Raw genomic sequence first — 14,405 nt, 5'->3', positions numbered from 1 at the left:
GGCCTCAAAGTTGGAATGCAGTGACCCGTTTATAGCCATCTATATCAGCAGTGCTTTTTGTACTCATCATATTGACGCTGTAGTTCCAACCAAGTAGCAGTACTAACTTTAGTCGATTTGCTTAGCTGCTCAGCAAACACTGGGTCAACGGTCAAATTAGCTTCCATAAATAGTTCTAATACCTCAACCTCGATATATAATTGAGCGGCTAAGTCTTGCATACTCTTGTAGGTAAACTTACTAAGGCAGCGTCGCTTAAAAAACATGGAAGGATGCTCTCTAAAGCCTCCATCTTTTCGTTTTATCAGCTTTAATTCACTAATGGGAACTCTAGCCGATTTTTTGATAAAACTAAGTTTACTTATGTCGCTCATACAACCTCCATGGGGGAGCTATCTTACTCCCACAGTAAATTGGAAAACCTATTTTTATGCTCGATTGGGAGCTCATTGATGCTCATATACACTCTGAACCTTCCTTTAGTGGTTGATGATGCGTAAATAACTTCCTGTACAAATAACCATTTGGATTCAGTATCAAACGCTGCACTAGACCAACCTAAATGCACATCATATCGATTAGCGAGCCGATTCCACGCCTTTGTTTGAGAGCGAGCTTTCATTAAACCAATCCATGCCTCTACACGCTCGCCATTAGCATGAGCCTTTTTTAATAGTTGGGACAATCGGCGTTTATTCCTACGGCATTGTTTTCGCATTTTATTTACATCCTCTCAGCAGCTCATTTTAGCTCAGGAGCTGTTAGATCCAGTTTAAACCTACAACGCTCATAAGAGATTTAAGACTAATTCGCCCTTTACTGAAAAAGCCAGAACCTTGAGTCAATTCATATACAAACTTGTATTGATCATCTACACATTTACAGTGCATATATCCCCAATGTAGAGTCCTTAACCTCACCCCTTCATGATGATAGTTTACTCCTCTACTATTCATTAACCTTTTGAAATAATTTAACTTTAGCCTTAGATGATTAACGGCGTCCAATTCAATATCAGCAATAAATTTAGGTATTTACTCTTCTTCAAAAGTAGAAGGTCCATCTTCAAAATTATAAGTGTAGTAATCAGTGAGAGTTTGATAAAGATGATTGAACTCGTCTGGCTTTAACTCTGCACTTCCCCCTTTCAAAAGCTTATAAACCATATGGCTGTGAGGTTCTTGTGCATTGCCGAGGATATCCTTGGCATTAGACTCGAGCTGAGGGTAGAACTGACTTCTAAATTTATCTATGACTTTTGATTGGTACTGTGGTGAGAAAGTGTTGTACAACGTTTTACTAGTCATGCTTGCTCCTAGAGGTGGAGCGGCACGAACTTAGACGCTCCACCCAATGTTAATTGAGTGAAATCTTTATCTAAGTATCGATTTCGAATTGTGAGAGTTTAAATTACTACAGTAAAAACGATGAAGCAAGACACACGAAAAAAACTAATGGAAAAAACTACAGGTCTGCTTTTGTATTTAGGTCTCCCTATAGTACCCCAAGAACAACTTAACCTATTGATTATTAATGACAACACATCCAATCAAGCATCGGGGCTACAGAAAAGCGTCTATCCAAAGTACATTTATTCAAAGCAAACCTCAGGGTATTAAGTTATTAAGCACAGCTTAAAAGGCGCTGTATTTTACACAAAAGCCTAGCGGGCATCAATGCAAAGCAAACACCTAAAAACTAAAATAATGAGCTACACCATTTAAAAGACAATCGGTGTAGCCGAGCTTAAAATAAACCATATGGCTCTACTAATAAATTTACGCAAATATCATTAATTTGTGTACACGACAGTCATTAAACTAATACCACTGCCCCAAGACAATTACATAACCCATAAAATCATTAATTATCAAAGAAATATACATCTTTAAATTAGTAATGATGTTACCGAATTGCCACACTTCCATTGCTTCTATATAAAAACATAATTTAAACTTTAAATTTATTCAAATTAACTCTTAAATTAGCAATATATCGGGCGATACTTTCATTTGCTTCTGACGTATTTTTTGCTCCTGTAGATGTTTCTATTGCAATATCAGTAATATTAATTAAATTTTGATTTATTTCGCTTACAACAGCAGACTGCTCTTCCGCTGCGGTAGCAATCTGTAAGTTTAGGTCCGTAATCTCATTAACAGCAATGGCTGAGTTGGCAAATATTTCTGACGTTTCAGTACTTTTTTTTAAGGCATTCGTCAGCACTACTAATCCCTTTATTCATACTAACAACCGCATTTTTCGCCTCACTTTGTAAGCGAGTAACCAGCCCTTGTATATCAACAGTTGAGACCTGTGTTCGTTGAGCAAGCGCCCTGACTTCGTCCGCTACGACAGCAAAGCCTCTACCAGTATCACCAGCACGAGCGGCTTCTATTGCAGCATTTAAAGCAAGTAAGTTGGTTTGTTCGGCAATACTCTGTATTGTATCTAAAACACTACCGATATTATTTGTTTCAGTAACAAGGCACTCAATTACGGTACTTGCTTCATCTATTTCTTTAGCTAAACGCTGAATAACAACTTTTGCCTCAGAAGCTTCTGCCTTGCCCTTTAATACACGCTCTTTGACTGCTTCTGTTACATCTGAAGCATTCTGGGTATTACTCGCAACTTCTAAAGTTGTACAGTTCATTTCTTCTACTGCTGTTGAAACCATTTCGGTTTCAGCTCTTTGCTTTTCAACATTAACTACCGTTTCCTGCATAACAGTTACAGCAAACTTTGATGAGTCGTCTAATTGCGATAAATGTATATTAGCTTCATTTATTGTTTCTCTTAGCATTGATAAAAATTTGTTGAACGCTCTTGCTGTATCGCCAGTTTCATCGCCGGCGCTTTCATCAAGCTTTAACGTTAAATCGCCATCGCCATCAGCTATTTCAACTAATCTATTTTTTAGCATATTCACAGGCAAAGCGATTGCTCTGCTAATCATATATGACAAAACAACACCCACAATAACGGAGAAGATAAATATATAAAGAATAAGGTTAATACCTTGCTTTTCATCATTTTCAGCTTGCAAAGCTGAGTTTAAAGTAAACTGCTGGATTTGAGAGAGTAAAGCTATAAGTTTTTCCTCAAATTTATCTTCTGCGACTTCTATTAACTTTATTTTATCGTCCAAGCTGCCAACGGATTGCGTTTTAGTGGCCTCAATAATGTCATTAATATTCAGAGAAATACTTTGGTATTCTTTATTTAAAAGCTTCAGGTCACTCGCTAGCGAAGTAAAACTCGCTTTTGCCTCTTCACTGTGCAAATAATCAATAGAATCGGTGACAAATTTTTCTGACTTATTAAATTCACTTTGAATTTTTTGCGTTAATGACGTGAGTTTATTCTCGATTTCTTCATTGGCTTTACCTGGTTCTAAACTTGCGTGTAATAAAGCTCGCTGAAAAAATATCGTTTGTTCTAATTTGTGCTCAGACATTGCAGTAAGCATGTTGCTGAGCGGAATATCTCGCTCAGCTATATCAACCAGCTCTATACCAATTTTGTTCATTTGTGTTAAAGATATAATCCCAATTACCACCATTAATAATATTTGTGATATTCCTAGGCAGTATATTTTACTTGTAATAGATAACTTATTTAACATTTTAGACCCCTTCATATTTTAGGCTTAAACCTAACTTTACTGTTACAAAGTAAAAACTTAAAAAGGTCGAGTAATAGCTAAACCGACAACTACTGCTTCTTCATCATCAATAAAATCGACAGCTATCGTTGGTGCTATACCAAAATCACCGACATGAAAATCATAAGCAGAGCTAATGCGGTATAAATCTTCATTATGGGGGTGAGCTCCGCCTATACGCTCTTCACCATAACCAACACCTAAACGAACATTTTTAGTCGGGTGATAATAGAGCGAAGCCAAAGCAACCGCCGTTCCATCTCCATGATGTGCATCATTTGTACGCTCAAATACCACTCCAGCTCCCCATTTTTGAGTGATTTTATATTCATACTCAACACCAAACGTAAACTCACTTTCACTGTCAAAATGTGTAGTGCCAATAAAAACGCCTGGTATATGTTTCACCTCGTCACCCGCTTGAACAGCAGGAGTCAAAAATATAAAAAAACACGCTGTAAATTTTAGAACTTTATTTTTCATAATCTTCTCTTGTAAATAAGGAAACAAACAAACCCTCCAGCATCACATCAACGTTAGTATTCCTTACAACAAAGCCAAAAATGTAATAACTAATAAACAATTAAGAAAAACATTTATTCTACATGGAGGGTGGTATTGTTAATAAATATAGGCAGGATTATTTACTTAGTAAAATTTTTTATAAAATCAGTTAAAAAATAAAAACAATACTATTTTACTTACACCAATCGGCTTAGATTTGAGGTCTATTAACAATAATTAAATTGCACTGTAGCTAGGCCGTGTTGATCTTTGTGAATAGAAATTTGTTCAATCTAGGGGCGATTAAATCGCGGCGCGAGGTTTGTAATCAAGTGGTTTCGGTAACTGCTCCTGCGTAACTCTAATGGCTTGCATCCCTGTAAGAGTAAGTAAAAACCGAGTAAAGCTTCTATGCCTAGCTCGCGCCTACTTAACTTCATCAATGTAAGTAACATGAAGGTTAATCATCCCTAAAAAGCCCCATTAGGGCGGCGCATATTTGTACTGCATTATCGCCTATTTATGGGAAATAATCACACGACATAGGCTCTGTTTTGCCTGAAAAACAAACACACAGCTAAAATTAAATCTCAAAAGATAAACTGCTCCTAGGCTAAAACTTTTATGAGGATTGGTACTATAAAAAATACCTATTTTAATTTACACAACGCTACGAGTGAGCAATTTAAGACTGTAACGATATAGTAAGGGGTTGCGTTTAGTATTATATCGCTCTAAAAACACAGCCATACAGCATTAAAAAACAACAATACAATTTAAAATCAGAGACTTACACTTAAAACTCATATAATAGCAGCAAGAGTAATTTGCATATAAGCAGCAGGCCGATTACCCGCAAACCCAATATTTTCCAGTCATAAATATCATTACGTGTGATTAATTATTCCAAATTCAAGTTAGTAAATATAATGTTATGGTCTCCTAAAATCGCAACGATTTTAAGTAAATACTTGCAAACCAAAGTAATGAGCAATACCGCTTAAAATATTTGTTACCGCAACTGAACTCAAAATAAGCCCCATTATTCTACTTATTATACTTGCACCACTGTCACCAATTAATTTATGCACATGCGTAGCTAAGAGCAATAAAATTAGGACAATAGCCAACACCGCTAACATCGTTGATGATGTTATTAGCTGCTCAACCCATGTATGCTCTTCGTTACGAGTCATCAACACGGCCCCCAACATAGCACCAGGGCTTGCTATAGAAGGAATAGCCAGTGGGAAAATGGCGGTCTCAGTGCTATCTCGAACACTTTTTATTTCTGTTTCTGGTTTGCTTTCACCAAATATCATTGAAAGTGCAAAAATAAGTAATACTATGCCGCCAGCAATTTGAAATGCTGAAAGCGGAATTTCTATGGCATTAAGTAGTTGCTCACCCGCTACAACAAAAAATAAAAGCACGATGGCAGATACACCTACGGCTTTAAATATTACTTTGCGCTTAAATTTTTCATCTTCACCGCGAGTAACTGCAATAAATACAGGCACAGTGCCAATGGGGTCTATCACCGCAAAAAAGAAGATAAATATAGCTAATAATTCATGCATTACTGGGTTTCCTAGATAAAAAGCGTCTAATAAAAACGCTGCAACTACAACACAGTATGTTAGTATATCACGGTAGCGTAAGGATAAGAGAATGATGAATATAGAATCACTCGTAGGTAAAGCAAAACAAGTATGTGATAACCGTGGCGCACGTTTCACACCCATTCGTGAGAAAGTATTTCGCTTACTCGCTAGTGCCCAAGGTGGCGTGGGGGCCTATGACTTACTTGAACAATTAAAAGTAACTGAGTCAGGTGCTAAACCCGCCACTATATATCGCGCCTTAGATTTTTTGGCCGAACTAGGCTTTATTCATAAAATTGAAAGCACAAATGCATTTATGCTGTGTCATCATTTTGATCATATTCATCCCGTACAGTTATTAATTTGCGATACTTGTGGTTTTGTAAAAGAGTTACACTCTACCGTTATTTCGCATGAGCTTAATAACTTAGCGGCTGAGGGTGGATTTGTTGTTTCAGGACAAACTATCGAAGCACATGGAAAATGTGATTCTTGTAGGACATCCTAGCCCTCAAAGTTACCCATATTGGCTATACTTAATATAATTATAGTCATTTTCATAGTATCAATTTAAGAGTAAGCAATATGAATGTAGAGTTCATCAATCCTTTTTTATCTTCTTTGATAAATGTATTAAGTACCATGGCTCAAACTCAATTAAAGCCAGGTAAGCCACGTATCAAAACAGATGAAATAGCCTGTGGTGATGTGTCTGGCCTTATTGGCATGGTAGGCCCACAAACTAAAGGTTCATTTTCAATTACCTTTGATGAAGAGCTTGCATTAACTATTATGGAACGCATGCTAGGCGAGCGACCAGATTCAATTGATGAAGAAGTAACCGATATGGTTGGCGAAATTACTAATATGGTTACCGGTGGCGCTAAAAATTTATTAGGTGAAAAAGGCTTTGATTTTGATATGGCAACACCTATTGTCGTATCAGGGAAAGGGCATACAATTACCCATAAAAGCCAAGGTAAAAAAATCATCATGCCATTCACTAGCGATGCTGGTAATGCAAATATTGAAGTTAGTTTCGATAAGCTATGAGTTGGCAACAAAAGGTCATAGTATTAAAACCTCGCTCGCGGGGTTTTCATTTAATTGACGACGAAATATTGTCTCAACTCCCTGAACTTACTACTTACACAGTAGGCTTGTTACACCTATTCATCCAACATACCTCCGCTAGCCTTACTATAAACGAAAATGCCGATCCTACGGTACGTATGGATATGGAAAGCCATTTCAATAAATTCGTTCCTGAATGCCAGCCTTATTACCGCCATGATTATGAAGGCGATGACGACATGCCCGCACATATTAAAACCAGCACATTGGGCTGTGAGTTAACTATTCCTATTTCTAATGGGTATTTAGCACTAGGTACATGGCAAGGTATTTACTTAGGTGAACATCGCAACTCTGGTGGCGCTAGGCGTATTATAGCAACGATTCAGGGGGAGCGGCTTTAATAAAAGCTCTCGGTTTCAAATTATTGACTCCTCCTACCTCACTCATACCTCATAACTTCAAAGTACAATACCTTTATTGTAGGCGCAGAGCTCGCGCGAGAAGCGATAGCTTCTAACAACCAAAACTTCAATGCTGAGTATTACATATGCAATAAAATAAATAAGAGAGATTTTAAATTATAATTTTATTTGTGATTTTTAATACAGAAAATTTTGAGGATATAAAAAGATTGGAGCGGTACACGAGGCTCGAACTCGTGACCTCGACCTTGGCAAGGTCGCGCTCTACCAACTGAGCTAGTACCGCATTACATTTTCATTCAACACTACAATTTCTTTTGGTTAGAAATTGGAGCGGTACACGAGGCTCGAACTCGTGACCTCGACCTTGGCAAGGTCGCGCTCTACCAACTGAGCTAGTACCGCATTTTTCAGTTATTTTATTGGTGCGCAATAAATTGCGTTCCACATCCTAGCAACTGAGCTAGCTTTTATTTACTACAATTTCTTTTGGTTAGAAATTGGAGCGGTACACGAGGCTCGAACTCGTGACCTCGACCTTGGCAAGGTCGCGCTCTACCAACTGAGCTAGTACCGCATTTATTGATGGTAATTCAATCACTCAAACACACTAACCCCGCGTGGGTTATCGTCTTGAGCGGGGCAGGATTCTACAATAATACGGAGTGTTTGCAAGTGTTTTTTACAAATTAAAGAAATTTTCTCTATAGATTTTTAATTCCATAATCGAATCTTTAATATCGTCCAAAGCAAGGTGTGAGCCTTTTTTGTTCACTTTAGCAAGCACTTCAGGTTTCCAGCGACGTGCTAATTCTTTAATAGTACTTACGTCGAGATTTCGGTAATGGAAAAAGTCTTCAAGCTCACGCATGTATTTATTCATAAAGCGACGATCTTGCCCAATTGAATTACCACACATTGGTGATACACCCGCAGGCACCCACTGTTTTAAAAAATCTAACGTTTGCGCTACAGCATGCTCTTCATCGAAGGTACTTGCTTTGCAGCGCGCTGTTAACCCCGATTTACCATGCTGAGTCGTACACCACTCGTCCATACCATTTAGTAATTCATCATTTTGATGAATAGCTATAGTTGGCCCTTCGGCTAATATATTCAGGTCTGCGTCAGTGACAACCGTCGCAATTTCGAGTATTTTATCGGTCTCTGGTTCGAGTCCGGTCATTTCAAGATCGAGCCAAATTAAATTTGATTTATTAATAGTCATAATACCTAAGCGGTGCTTTCCTTTAGATCCAACGCATTTCGATATATCATATTAGCATCAACCGTCGAGCTAAAGCTTTTTTTAGGAAAAGCGACATTTAACTAAGGTTATAGGCCTCCAGTGGCAAAACAGAAAAAATTAAGTAAAGGCCAATCGCGTCAGATCAAGGCCAATCACCAAAAGCGCATTAATAGCGCAGACTCAAAACCAGCTAAAAAAGGCGCGCAAGAATGGCAAACCGATAATTTAGGTCAGGTCGAGAGCGCAATTGTGATCAGTCGTTTTGGCCAACACGCCGATGTCGAAACACAGAACGGCGATGTACTGCGTTGTAATATACGCCGTACCGTGTCAAATTTAGTGTGTGGTGATGAGGTATTGTTTCGCCGTGCCAAAGTAAGTGAAGGTGATTTAGCCGGAGTAATTGAAGCCACGCAAGAGCGTCGCTCACAACTTACCCGCCCTGACTTTTACGATGGTGTAAAAGTTATTGCAGCTAACATTGATCAAATACTCATGGTATCGGCGGTACTACCTGAGTTTACCCCAAGTATTATCGACCGCTATTTAATAGCCTGTGAAGATATGGGTATTGAGCCAATTTTAGTACTCAATAAAATAGATTTAATTGATGATGCTGGTCTTAGTGAAATACAAAAAGTTCTCGATATCTACCGTAAACTTGATTACCAAGTACTCCTTGTTAGTAATATATCGGGCAATGGTATTGATGAATTAAAAGAAGTACTTGTTGGTAAAAATAACATTTTTGTTGGTCAAAGTGGTGTGGGTAAATCAACCCTCGTTAACACTGTATTACCTAACGCTGAAATATTAACTAAAGAAGTATCTGAAAACAGCGGCCTAGGCCAGCATACAACAACTGTTTCACGCCTTCACCATTTACCAAGTGGCGGTAACCTAATCGATTCACCAGGAATTCGTGAATTTGGTTTATGGCATTTAGATGTTGAGCGTGTAACGTGGTGTTTTAAAGAGTTTAGAGAATTTATAGGCGGGTGCCGCTTTAGAGACTGTAAACATTTAAACGATCCTGGCTGTATAGTTAAAGAAGCTGTAGCCGATGGAAGAATTTCTCAATTGCGCTTTGACAGCTACCACCGAATTTTAGAAACAATGGCCGATGGCCGTGCAGGCGCCCGTGCGCCTCGCGTATAATTTAGGATAAATACTGTGAGTTTAGACAAATTTAAAATCGCAATGCAGTACGCAATGCCAAAACATTTTATTTCACGCGTAGTGGGAAAATTAGCCGCAGCTAAAGCAGGTGCTTTAACAACGACTTTAATTAAACTATTTATTAAGCAATATAAAGTAGATATGAGCGAAGCCCAATACCCAGATCCTGCTCATTATAAAAGCTTTAATGAATTTTTTACTCGCCCTCTAAAAGACGGCATGCGCCCAATGGTAGAAGATAGCAATATCATCACTCATCCAGTGGATGGCGCAATCAGCCAGCTAGGCGATATTGTTGACGGACAGCTAATACAAGCTAAAGGTCACGATTACAGCTTACAAGCGCTACTAGGCGGCTCACAAGATGATACAACACCATTTTTAGGCGGTAAGTTTGCCACTATTTATTTAGCACCTAAAGATTACCACCGTATTCATATGCCAATTGATGGCACACTAAGCAAAATGATTTACGTGCCAGGTGATTTATTTTCAGTAAACCCACTTACAGCGCAAAACGTGCCTAACTTGTTTGCACGTAATGAACGAGTAGTCGCAATTTTTGAAACTGAGATTGGTCCGCTTGCTATGGTACTTGTTGGCGCAACAATTGTAGCCAGCATAGAAACTATTTGGGCAGGTACTGTCACGCCACCAGCTGGTAGCGATGTATTTAGTTGGAAATACCCAACCACTGGCGATAACGCTATCACGCTTAAAAAGGGTGAAGAAATGGGTCGCTTTAAATTAGGCTCTACTGTGGTACTTGCATGGGGTGCTGATAAGGCTGAAATACTGGACGATCAACTACCAGAAGTGGTTACTCGCTTAGGTACTGCGTTTGCAAAAATTAACGACTAAAATCAATCGTTAATTCGGAATCAAAAAAACCGAGTTTAATTAACGCGGTTTTTTATTTCTGTAGACGTAGAGCTTGCTCACGTTAAAAGCGTCAGCTTTTGGTTTATATGTAATTGCAGGCTTATAGCGTTTATATTTTTATGGACTTCGCCCATCACGCCAGCAAGCCGTGCGTCTACAAGTCGTTTGATATGTTGTAGACGTAAAGCTTGCTCACGTTAAAAGCGTCAGCTTTTGGTTTATATGTAATTGCAGGCTTGTAGCGTTTATATTTTTATGGACTTCGCCCATCACGCCAGCAAGCTGTGCGTCTATAAGTTTGGTGCAGAAGTTTGATATGTTGTAGACGTAGAGCTTGCTCACGTGAAAAGCGCAGCTTTTGGTTTATATGTAATTGTAGGCTGCACCGTTTATATTTTTATGGACTTCGCCCATCACGCCAGCAAGCTGTGCGTCTACAGTTTGGTGAAGAAGTTTTGATGTGTTGTAGACGTAGAGCTTGCTCACGTGAAAAGCGCAGCTTTTGGTTTATATGTAATTGTAGGCTGTAGCGTTTATATTTTTATGGACTTCGCCCATCACGCCAGCAAGCTGTGAGTCTACAGTTTGGTGCAAAAATTTTGATGTGTTGTAGACGTAGAGCTTGCTCACGTGAAAAGCGCAGCTTTTAGTTTCTTAAAGCCACATGTAGTAACAGGCACAAGCCCCTTCAAAACCTATTTTCCACACTCTTTACACTCTGAATCTTTAATCACTTTAAAATGCTGTTGCTTTAAAGTAAGCGCATCGAAGGTTATAAACATACATCCCTCTGCATGCCCCAGCAATAAATTGAGCGTAAGTTGCGCCTGCATAGAGCCTATTACACCAAGTAGCGGGCTAATTACTCCTGCGTTACTGCAATTTATAACCGGTGTAGCTTCGCTTTGTGGAAAAACACAGCCATAACATGGGCTATCACTTTGCCTAAAATCAAAGCCCATTAACTGCCCTTTGGTTGCGAGTGCAGCACCAGAAATTAACGGTGTTTTATTAGCAATACAATAACGATTAACACTATAGCGAGTACTAAAGTTATCAGAGCAATCAAGTACTATGTCAGCACCTTTTAGCATGTTAGCTGCATTACTCTCATCTAGCTTTTGACAATGCGTTACTATGTTTATTTGATTATTAAGACTCGCTAATACTTTACCCGCTGCAGCGACCTTGCTTTGTCCTAAGTGATTTATTTTATAAAGCACTTGGCGCTGTAAGTTTGAAAGCTCAACCTCATCATCGTCAATTAAAATAAGCGTTCCAATACCTGCAGCGGCTAAGTATAAAAGTGCTGGGCTACCTAAACCACCAGCCCCAACGACTGCAACCGTTGAGGATTTAAGTGCTAATTGCCCTTCAAGCCCAACTTCTTCAAGCAATAAATGGCGGCTGTAACGCAGGGTTTCTTTATCGCTTAGCTCACTCACGTTTATTAGCCTTATTAGTATTACCCTTGTTAGTTTTAATTGGCACTGCTTATGGCTACTTGCAGAGCACTTATAGCCTCTACGTAATTATCAGCCTCGGTAATCGCACGCACTACGGCAACACTGCCTACGCCGGTTTTCGCTACCTGCTCAGCACGGCTTAAATCAATCCCACCTATTGCTACTGTTGGGTAACTTTGCATAAGTGGTACAAATTTAATCAGCTTTTCAAGGCCTTGTATTTGCCCTGTCATGTCTTTTGTTGTTGTTGGGTAAATAGCACCAAATGCCATGTAACTAGGGCGATAATTATGTGCACGCAGCATTTCATAAAAACCATGAGTAGAAAGCCCAAGCCTTAACCCAGCCTCTTTAATTGCCGTTAAATTAGCAATGTCTAAATCCTCTTGCCCTAAATGCACACCATACGCACCATGCTTAATAGCTAACTGCCAGTAGTCGTTTATAAATACCTGTGCGTTGTATTGCTTGCCCAGCTCAACAGCTTGCTTAATGAGCTCATCCAGCTCATCTTGCGTTTTATTTTTAACGCGTAACTGCGCTGTTTTAATGCCTTGTTGTAAACACTTTTCTAACCAATCGGTGCTATCAACAACCGCATATAAGCCCAGCGATTTACTTTCACAAGGTGCAAAATCAGCAGCCATATTAAAATCAAGCGGCACATCGAAATCTAATTCATCACCCAGCCAGCTACCTGGCTCAATTACTTGTGGGTAGTCAGCTAAATTAGTGGGGAACGATGTATGAGCAACCGGTCCAATCCCTTCGCCGTAACGTACCGACTGTTTTAGCCCTTGGTTTATATATGCCTTAGCTAAAATAAAGGCATCTTTTAATGGATAGTCTTTAGCTAAACATGCAGCAATTACCGAAGCCATGCTACATCCGGTGCCGTGGTTATGCGGGGTTTGTATTTTTTGATTGCCTAACCAGTATTCTTTACCATTTTGCGTATTACTATCAATACAATAATCAATGCAGTAGCCACTTGGGTAATCCCAATGTCCGCCTTTAATAACAACGGCTTTTGCACCCCAGCTTAATAGCTTATTAGCCGCTTCTTTTATTGCAGCCGGGCCAATTAAATACACACCGGTTAATAACTGTGTTTCGTGGGTGTTTGGGGTTATTAAATCCACCAGCGGCAGTAGGCATTCTTTTATTGCACTGACGGTGTCTTCTTCTGTTAGTAAGTCACCGCTTGAGGCAATCGCAACAGGGTCATATACAATAACGGGAGGCACAGGCCACTTAGCTTTATAGTGGCTTATATGTTCGCTGATCAGCTGAATTTGCTGCACATTGGCAAGCATGCCAATTTTTATCACTTTGGCTTTCATGTCTTTTTCAAGCGCTAGTAACTGCGATTCAATAATATCGGTAGATACTGCATTAATAGCTTCTACACCTAAACTATTTTGCGCAGTAAGCGCCGTAATTGCCGTGCAACCATGTACACCAAAACTTTGCATTGCTTTTATATCAGCTTGAATACCGGCACCGCCGCCCGAATCAGAACCGGCAATTGTCCATACTACGTTATTCATATTCTTTCCTTCACTGCTGATGCCAAAATGGCATACCCATTGTTGGGGTTGATGGGGCTGCAACGTCTTTTTCAGGCATTGCTTTTGCTTGATATGCAAAGCGCCCTGCTTCAACTGCGACTTTAAATGCGCGGCTCATAGTAATTGGGCAGCCCGCCCCTGCAATGGCTGAATTTAATAATACCGCATCATACCCCATTTCGAGTGCTTGGCAGGCATGCGATGGCAAACCTAAACCTGCATCTACTATTAATGTGGTATCGGGTAAACGCTCTCGGATAGTTTTTAAATTATAACTATTTAACAAGCCTTTACCGGTGCCTATTGGCGCACCCCACGGCATAAGCACCTCACACCCTAGCTCATTTAAGCGCTGACAAAGTACTAAGTCGTCGGTGCAATAAGGCAATACTTTAAAGCCATCATTAATTAATATTTTTGTGGCTTCAAGTAGCGCAAAAGGGTCAGGCTGTAAATTGTAATCATCGCCAATCAGCTCTAGCTTAATCCAGTCGGTGGCAAATACCTCTCGGCACATTTTTGCAAGTGTAATCGCCTCTTTTACACTGTGGCACCCTGCAGTATTAGGGAGTATTTTTAAGCCTGTATTTTTTATTAACTGCCAAAAGTCATCACCGGCTGCTGCACTTTGTTGGCGCCTAAGCGACACGGTTACAATTTCAGCGCCAGAGGCGACTATCGATTGGGTCATAATGTCGGGTGACGGATAAAGCGCAGAGCCTATCAATAAACGACTCTTTATTTGCTCTCCATAAATAGTTAAACAGTCTTTAGTTTGCATGAG

At 39.5% G+C, this 14,405-nt stretch carries 16 protein-coding genes and 3 tRNA genes; 5 read left to right on the top strand and 14 right to left on the bottom strand.

From position 1 onward, the window contains the following. Positions 1 to 44: 44 nt before the first annotated feature. The 7 genes from D172_RS03230 to D172_RS03205 all read right to left on the bottom strand — a co-directional run bounded on the left by D172_RS03230 (position 45) and on the right by D172_RS03205 (position 5,751). Complete coding sequence (locus tag D172_RS03230; RefSeq protein ID WP_033023850.1) at positions 45 to 374, bottom strand: hypothetical protein; 330 nt, start codon at positions 372 to 374, stop codon at positions 45 to 47. 23 nt (positions 375 to 397) lie between these two features. Further along, positions 398 to 685 carry a hypothetical protein gene (locus D172_RS03225; RefSeq protein ID WP_007378738.1) on the bottom strand — a complete coding sequence of 96 codons (288 nt, stop codon included), beginning with the start codon at positions 683 to 685 and terminating at the stop codon, positions 398 to 400. A 349-nt stretch (positions 686 to 1,034) separates the two neighbouring features. After that, the gene (locus tag D172_RS03220; RefSeq protein WP_033023852.1) at positions 1,035 to 1,307 is read right to left on the bottom strand and encodes a hypothetical protein; all 273 of its coding nucleotides are present in this window, start codon (positions 1,305 to 1,307) and stop codon (positions 1,035 to 1,037) included. 643 nt (positions 1,308 to 1,950) lie between these two features. After that, positions 1,951 to 2,226: a hypothetical protein gene (locus tag D172_RS21640; protein ID WP_237113689.1), complete on the bottom strand. Its 276-nt coding sequence runs from the start codon at positions 2,224 to 2,226 to the stop codon at positions 1,951 to 1,953. After that, positions 2,195 to 3,628 carry a methyl-accepting chemotaxis protein gene (locus D172_RS03215; RefSeq protein ID WP_237113688.1) on the bottom strand — a complete coding sequence of 478 codons (1,434 nt, stop codon included), beginning with the start codon at positions 3,626 to 3,628 and terminating at the stop codon, positions 2,195 to 2,197. The genes D172_RS21640 and D172_RS03215 overlap by 32 nt, the downstream gene beginning before the upstream one ends. Positions 3,629 to 3,685: 57 nt before the next feature. Further along, positions 3,686 to 4,150: a hypothetical protein gene (locus tag D172_RS03210; RefSeq protein WP_007378741.1), complete on the bottom strand. Its 465-nt coding sequence runs from the start codon at positions 4,148 to 4,150 to the stop codon at positions 3,686 to 3,688. Between the two features lie 980 nt (positions 4,151 to 5,130). Next, positions 5,131 to 5,751: a MarC family protein gene (locus D172_RS03205; protein ID WP_007378742.1), complete on the bottom strand. Its 621-nt coding sequence runs from the start codon at positions 5,749 to 5,751 to the stop codon at positions 5,131 to 5,133. Positions 5,752 to 5,845: 94 nt separating this feature from the next. Here D172_RS03205 and D172_RS03200 point away from each other — a divergent pair, with 94 nt between their 5' ends. The 3 genes from D172_RS03200 (at position 5,846) to D172_RS03190 (ending at position 7,253) form a co-directional block, all read left to right on the top strand. Beyond that, positions 5,846 to 6,283: a transcriptional repressor gene (locus D172_RS03200; RefSeq protein ID WP_033015589.1), complete on the top strand. Its 438-nt coding sequence runs from the start codon at positions 5,846 to 5,848 to the stop codon at positions 6,281 to 6,283. Positions 6,284 to 6,360: 77 nt separating this feature from the next. Beyond that, positions 6,361 to 6,828: a chemotaxis protein CheX gene (locus D172_RS03195; protein WP_007378744.1), complete on the top strand. Its 468-nt coding sequence runs from the start codon at positions 6,361 to 6,363 to the stop codon at positions 6,826 to 6,828. Further along, entirely contained in the window at positions 6,825 to 7,253 is a 429-nt protein-coding gene (locus D172_RS03190; RefSeq protein WP_008135799.1) for a secondary thiamine-phosphate synthase enzyme YjbQ, read from the top strand. The genes D172_RS03195 and D172_RS03190 overlap by 4 nt, the downstream gene beginning before the upstream one ends. A 231-nt stretch (positions 7,254 to 7,484) precedes the next feature. On the opposite strand, the gene D172_RS03185 is transcribed toward D172_RS03190, so the two are convergent. From D172_RS03185 to orn, 4 genes are all read right to left on the bottom strand, one after another. Then, positions 7,485 to 7,560: transfer RNA gene (locus D172_RS03185), tRNA-Gly, on the bottom strand. 43 nt (positions 7,561 to 7,603) lie between these two features. Then, positions 7,604 to 7,679: transfer RNA gene (locus D172_RS03180), tRNA-Gly, on the bottom strand. 96 nt (positions 7,680 to 7,775) lie between these two features. Further along, a tRNA-Gly gene (locus D172_RS03175) sits at positions 7,776 to 7,851 on the bottom strand. A 105-nt stretch (positions 7,852 to 7,956) separates the two neighbouring features. After that, on the bottom strand, positions 7,957 to 8,502 hold the full coding sequence (orn, locus tag D172_RS03170) for an oligoribonuclease (protein ID WP_007378746.1): 546 nt from the start codon (positions 8,500 to 8,502) through the stop codon (positions 7,957 to 7,959). A 120-nt stretch (positions 8,503 to 8,622) separates the two neighbouring features. On the opposite strand from orn, the gene rsgA reads away from it, so the two are divergent. Together rsgA and asd are read left to right on the top strand one after the other, a co-directional pair. Further along, a complete protein-coding gene (gene rsgA / locus D172_RS03165) occupies positions 8,623 to 9,681 on the top strand; it encodes a small ribosomal subunit biogenesis GTPase RsgA (protein WP_007378747.1) in 1,059 nt (352 codons plus the stop codon). Positions 9,682 to 9,696: 15 nt separating this feature from the next. Then, positions 9,697 to 10,563, top strand: a complete 867-nt coding sequence (gene asd, locus D172_RS03160; RefSeq protein ID WP_007378748.1) for an archaetidylserine decarboxylase — start codon at positions 9,697 to 9,699, stop codon at positions 10,561 to 10,563. Positions 10,564 to 11,279: 716 nt separating this feature from the next. On the opposite strand, the gene D172_RS03155 is transcribed toward asd, so the two are convergent. Genes D172_RS03155 through D172_RS03145 form a run of 3 tightly spaced genes read right to left on the bottom strand, consistent with a single transcriptional unit; the run spans position 11,280 to position 14,402 of the window. Then, the gene (locus D172_RS03155; RefSeq protein WP_007378751.1) at positions 11,280 to 12,029 is read right to left on the bottom strand and encodes a HesA/MoeB/ThiF family protein; all 750 of its coding nucleotides are present in this window, start codon (positions 12,027 to 12,029) and stop codon (positions 11,280 to 11,282) included. 35 nt (positions 12,030 to 12,064) lie between these two features. Then, positions 12,065 to 13,600: a thiamine phosphate synthase gene (thiE, locus tag D172_RS03150; protein WP_007378752.1), complete on the bottom strand. Its 1,536-nt coding sequence runs from the start codon at positions 13,598 to 13,600 to the stop codon at positions 12,065 to 12,067. 10 nt (positions 13,601 to 13,610) lie between these two features. Beyond that, positions 13,611 to 14,402 (bottom strand): thiazole synthase, encoded by a 792-nt coding sequence (locus D172_RS03145; protein ID WP_007378753.1) that lies wholly within the window; start codon positions 14,400 to 14,402, stop codon positions 13,611 to 13,613. Positions 14,403 to 14,405 lie beyond the last annotated feature (3 nt).

Origin of the sequence: Pseudoalteromonas sp. Bsw20308, from assembly GCF_000310105.2 — a bacterium.
GTDB classification, from domain to species: domain Bacteria; phylum Pseudomonadota; class Gammaproteobacteria; order Enterobacterales; family Alteromonadaceae; genus Pseudoalteromonas; species Pseudoalteromonas fuliginea.
This window is presented reverse-complemented; position numbering and strand designations above follow the sequence as displayed.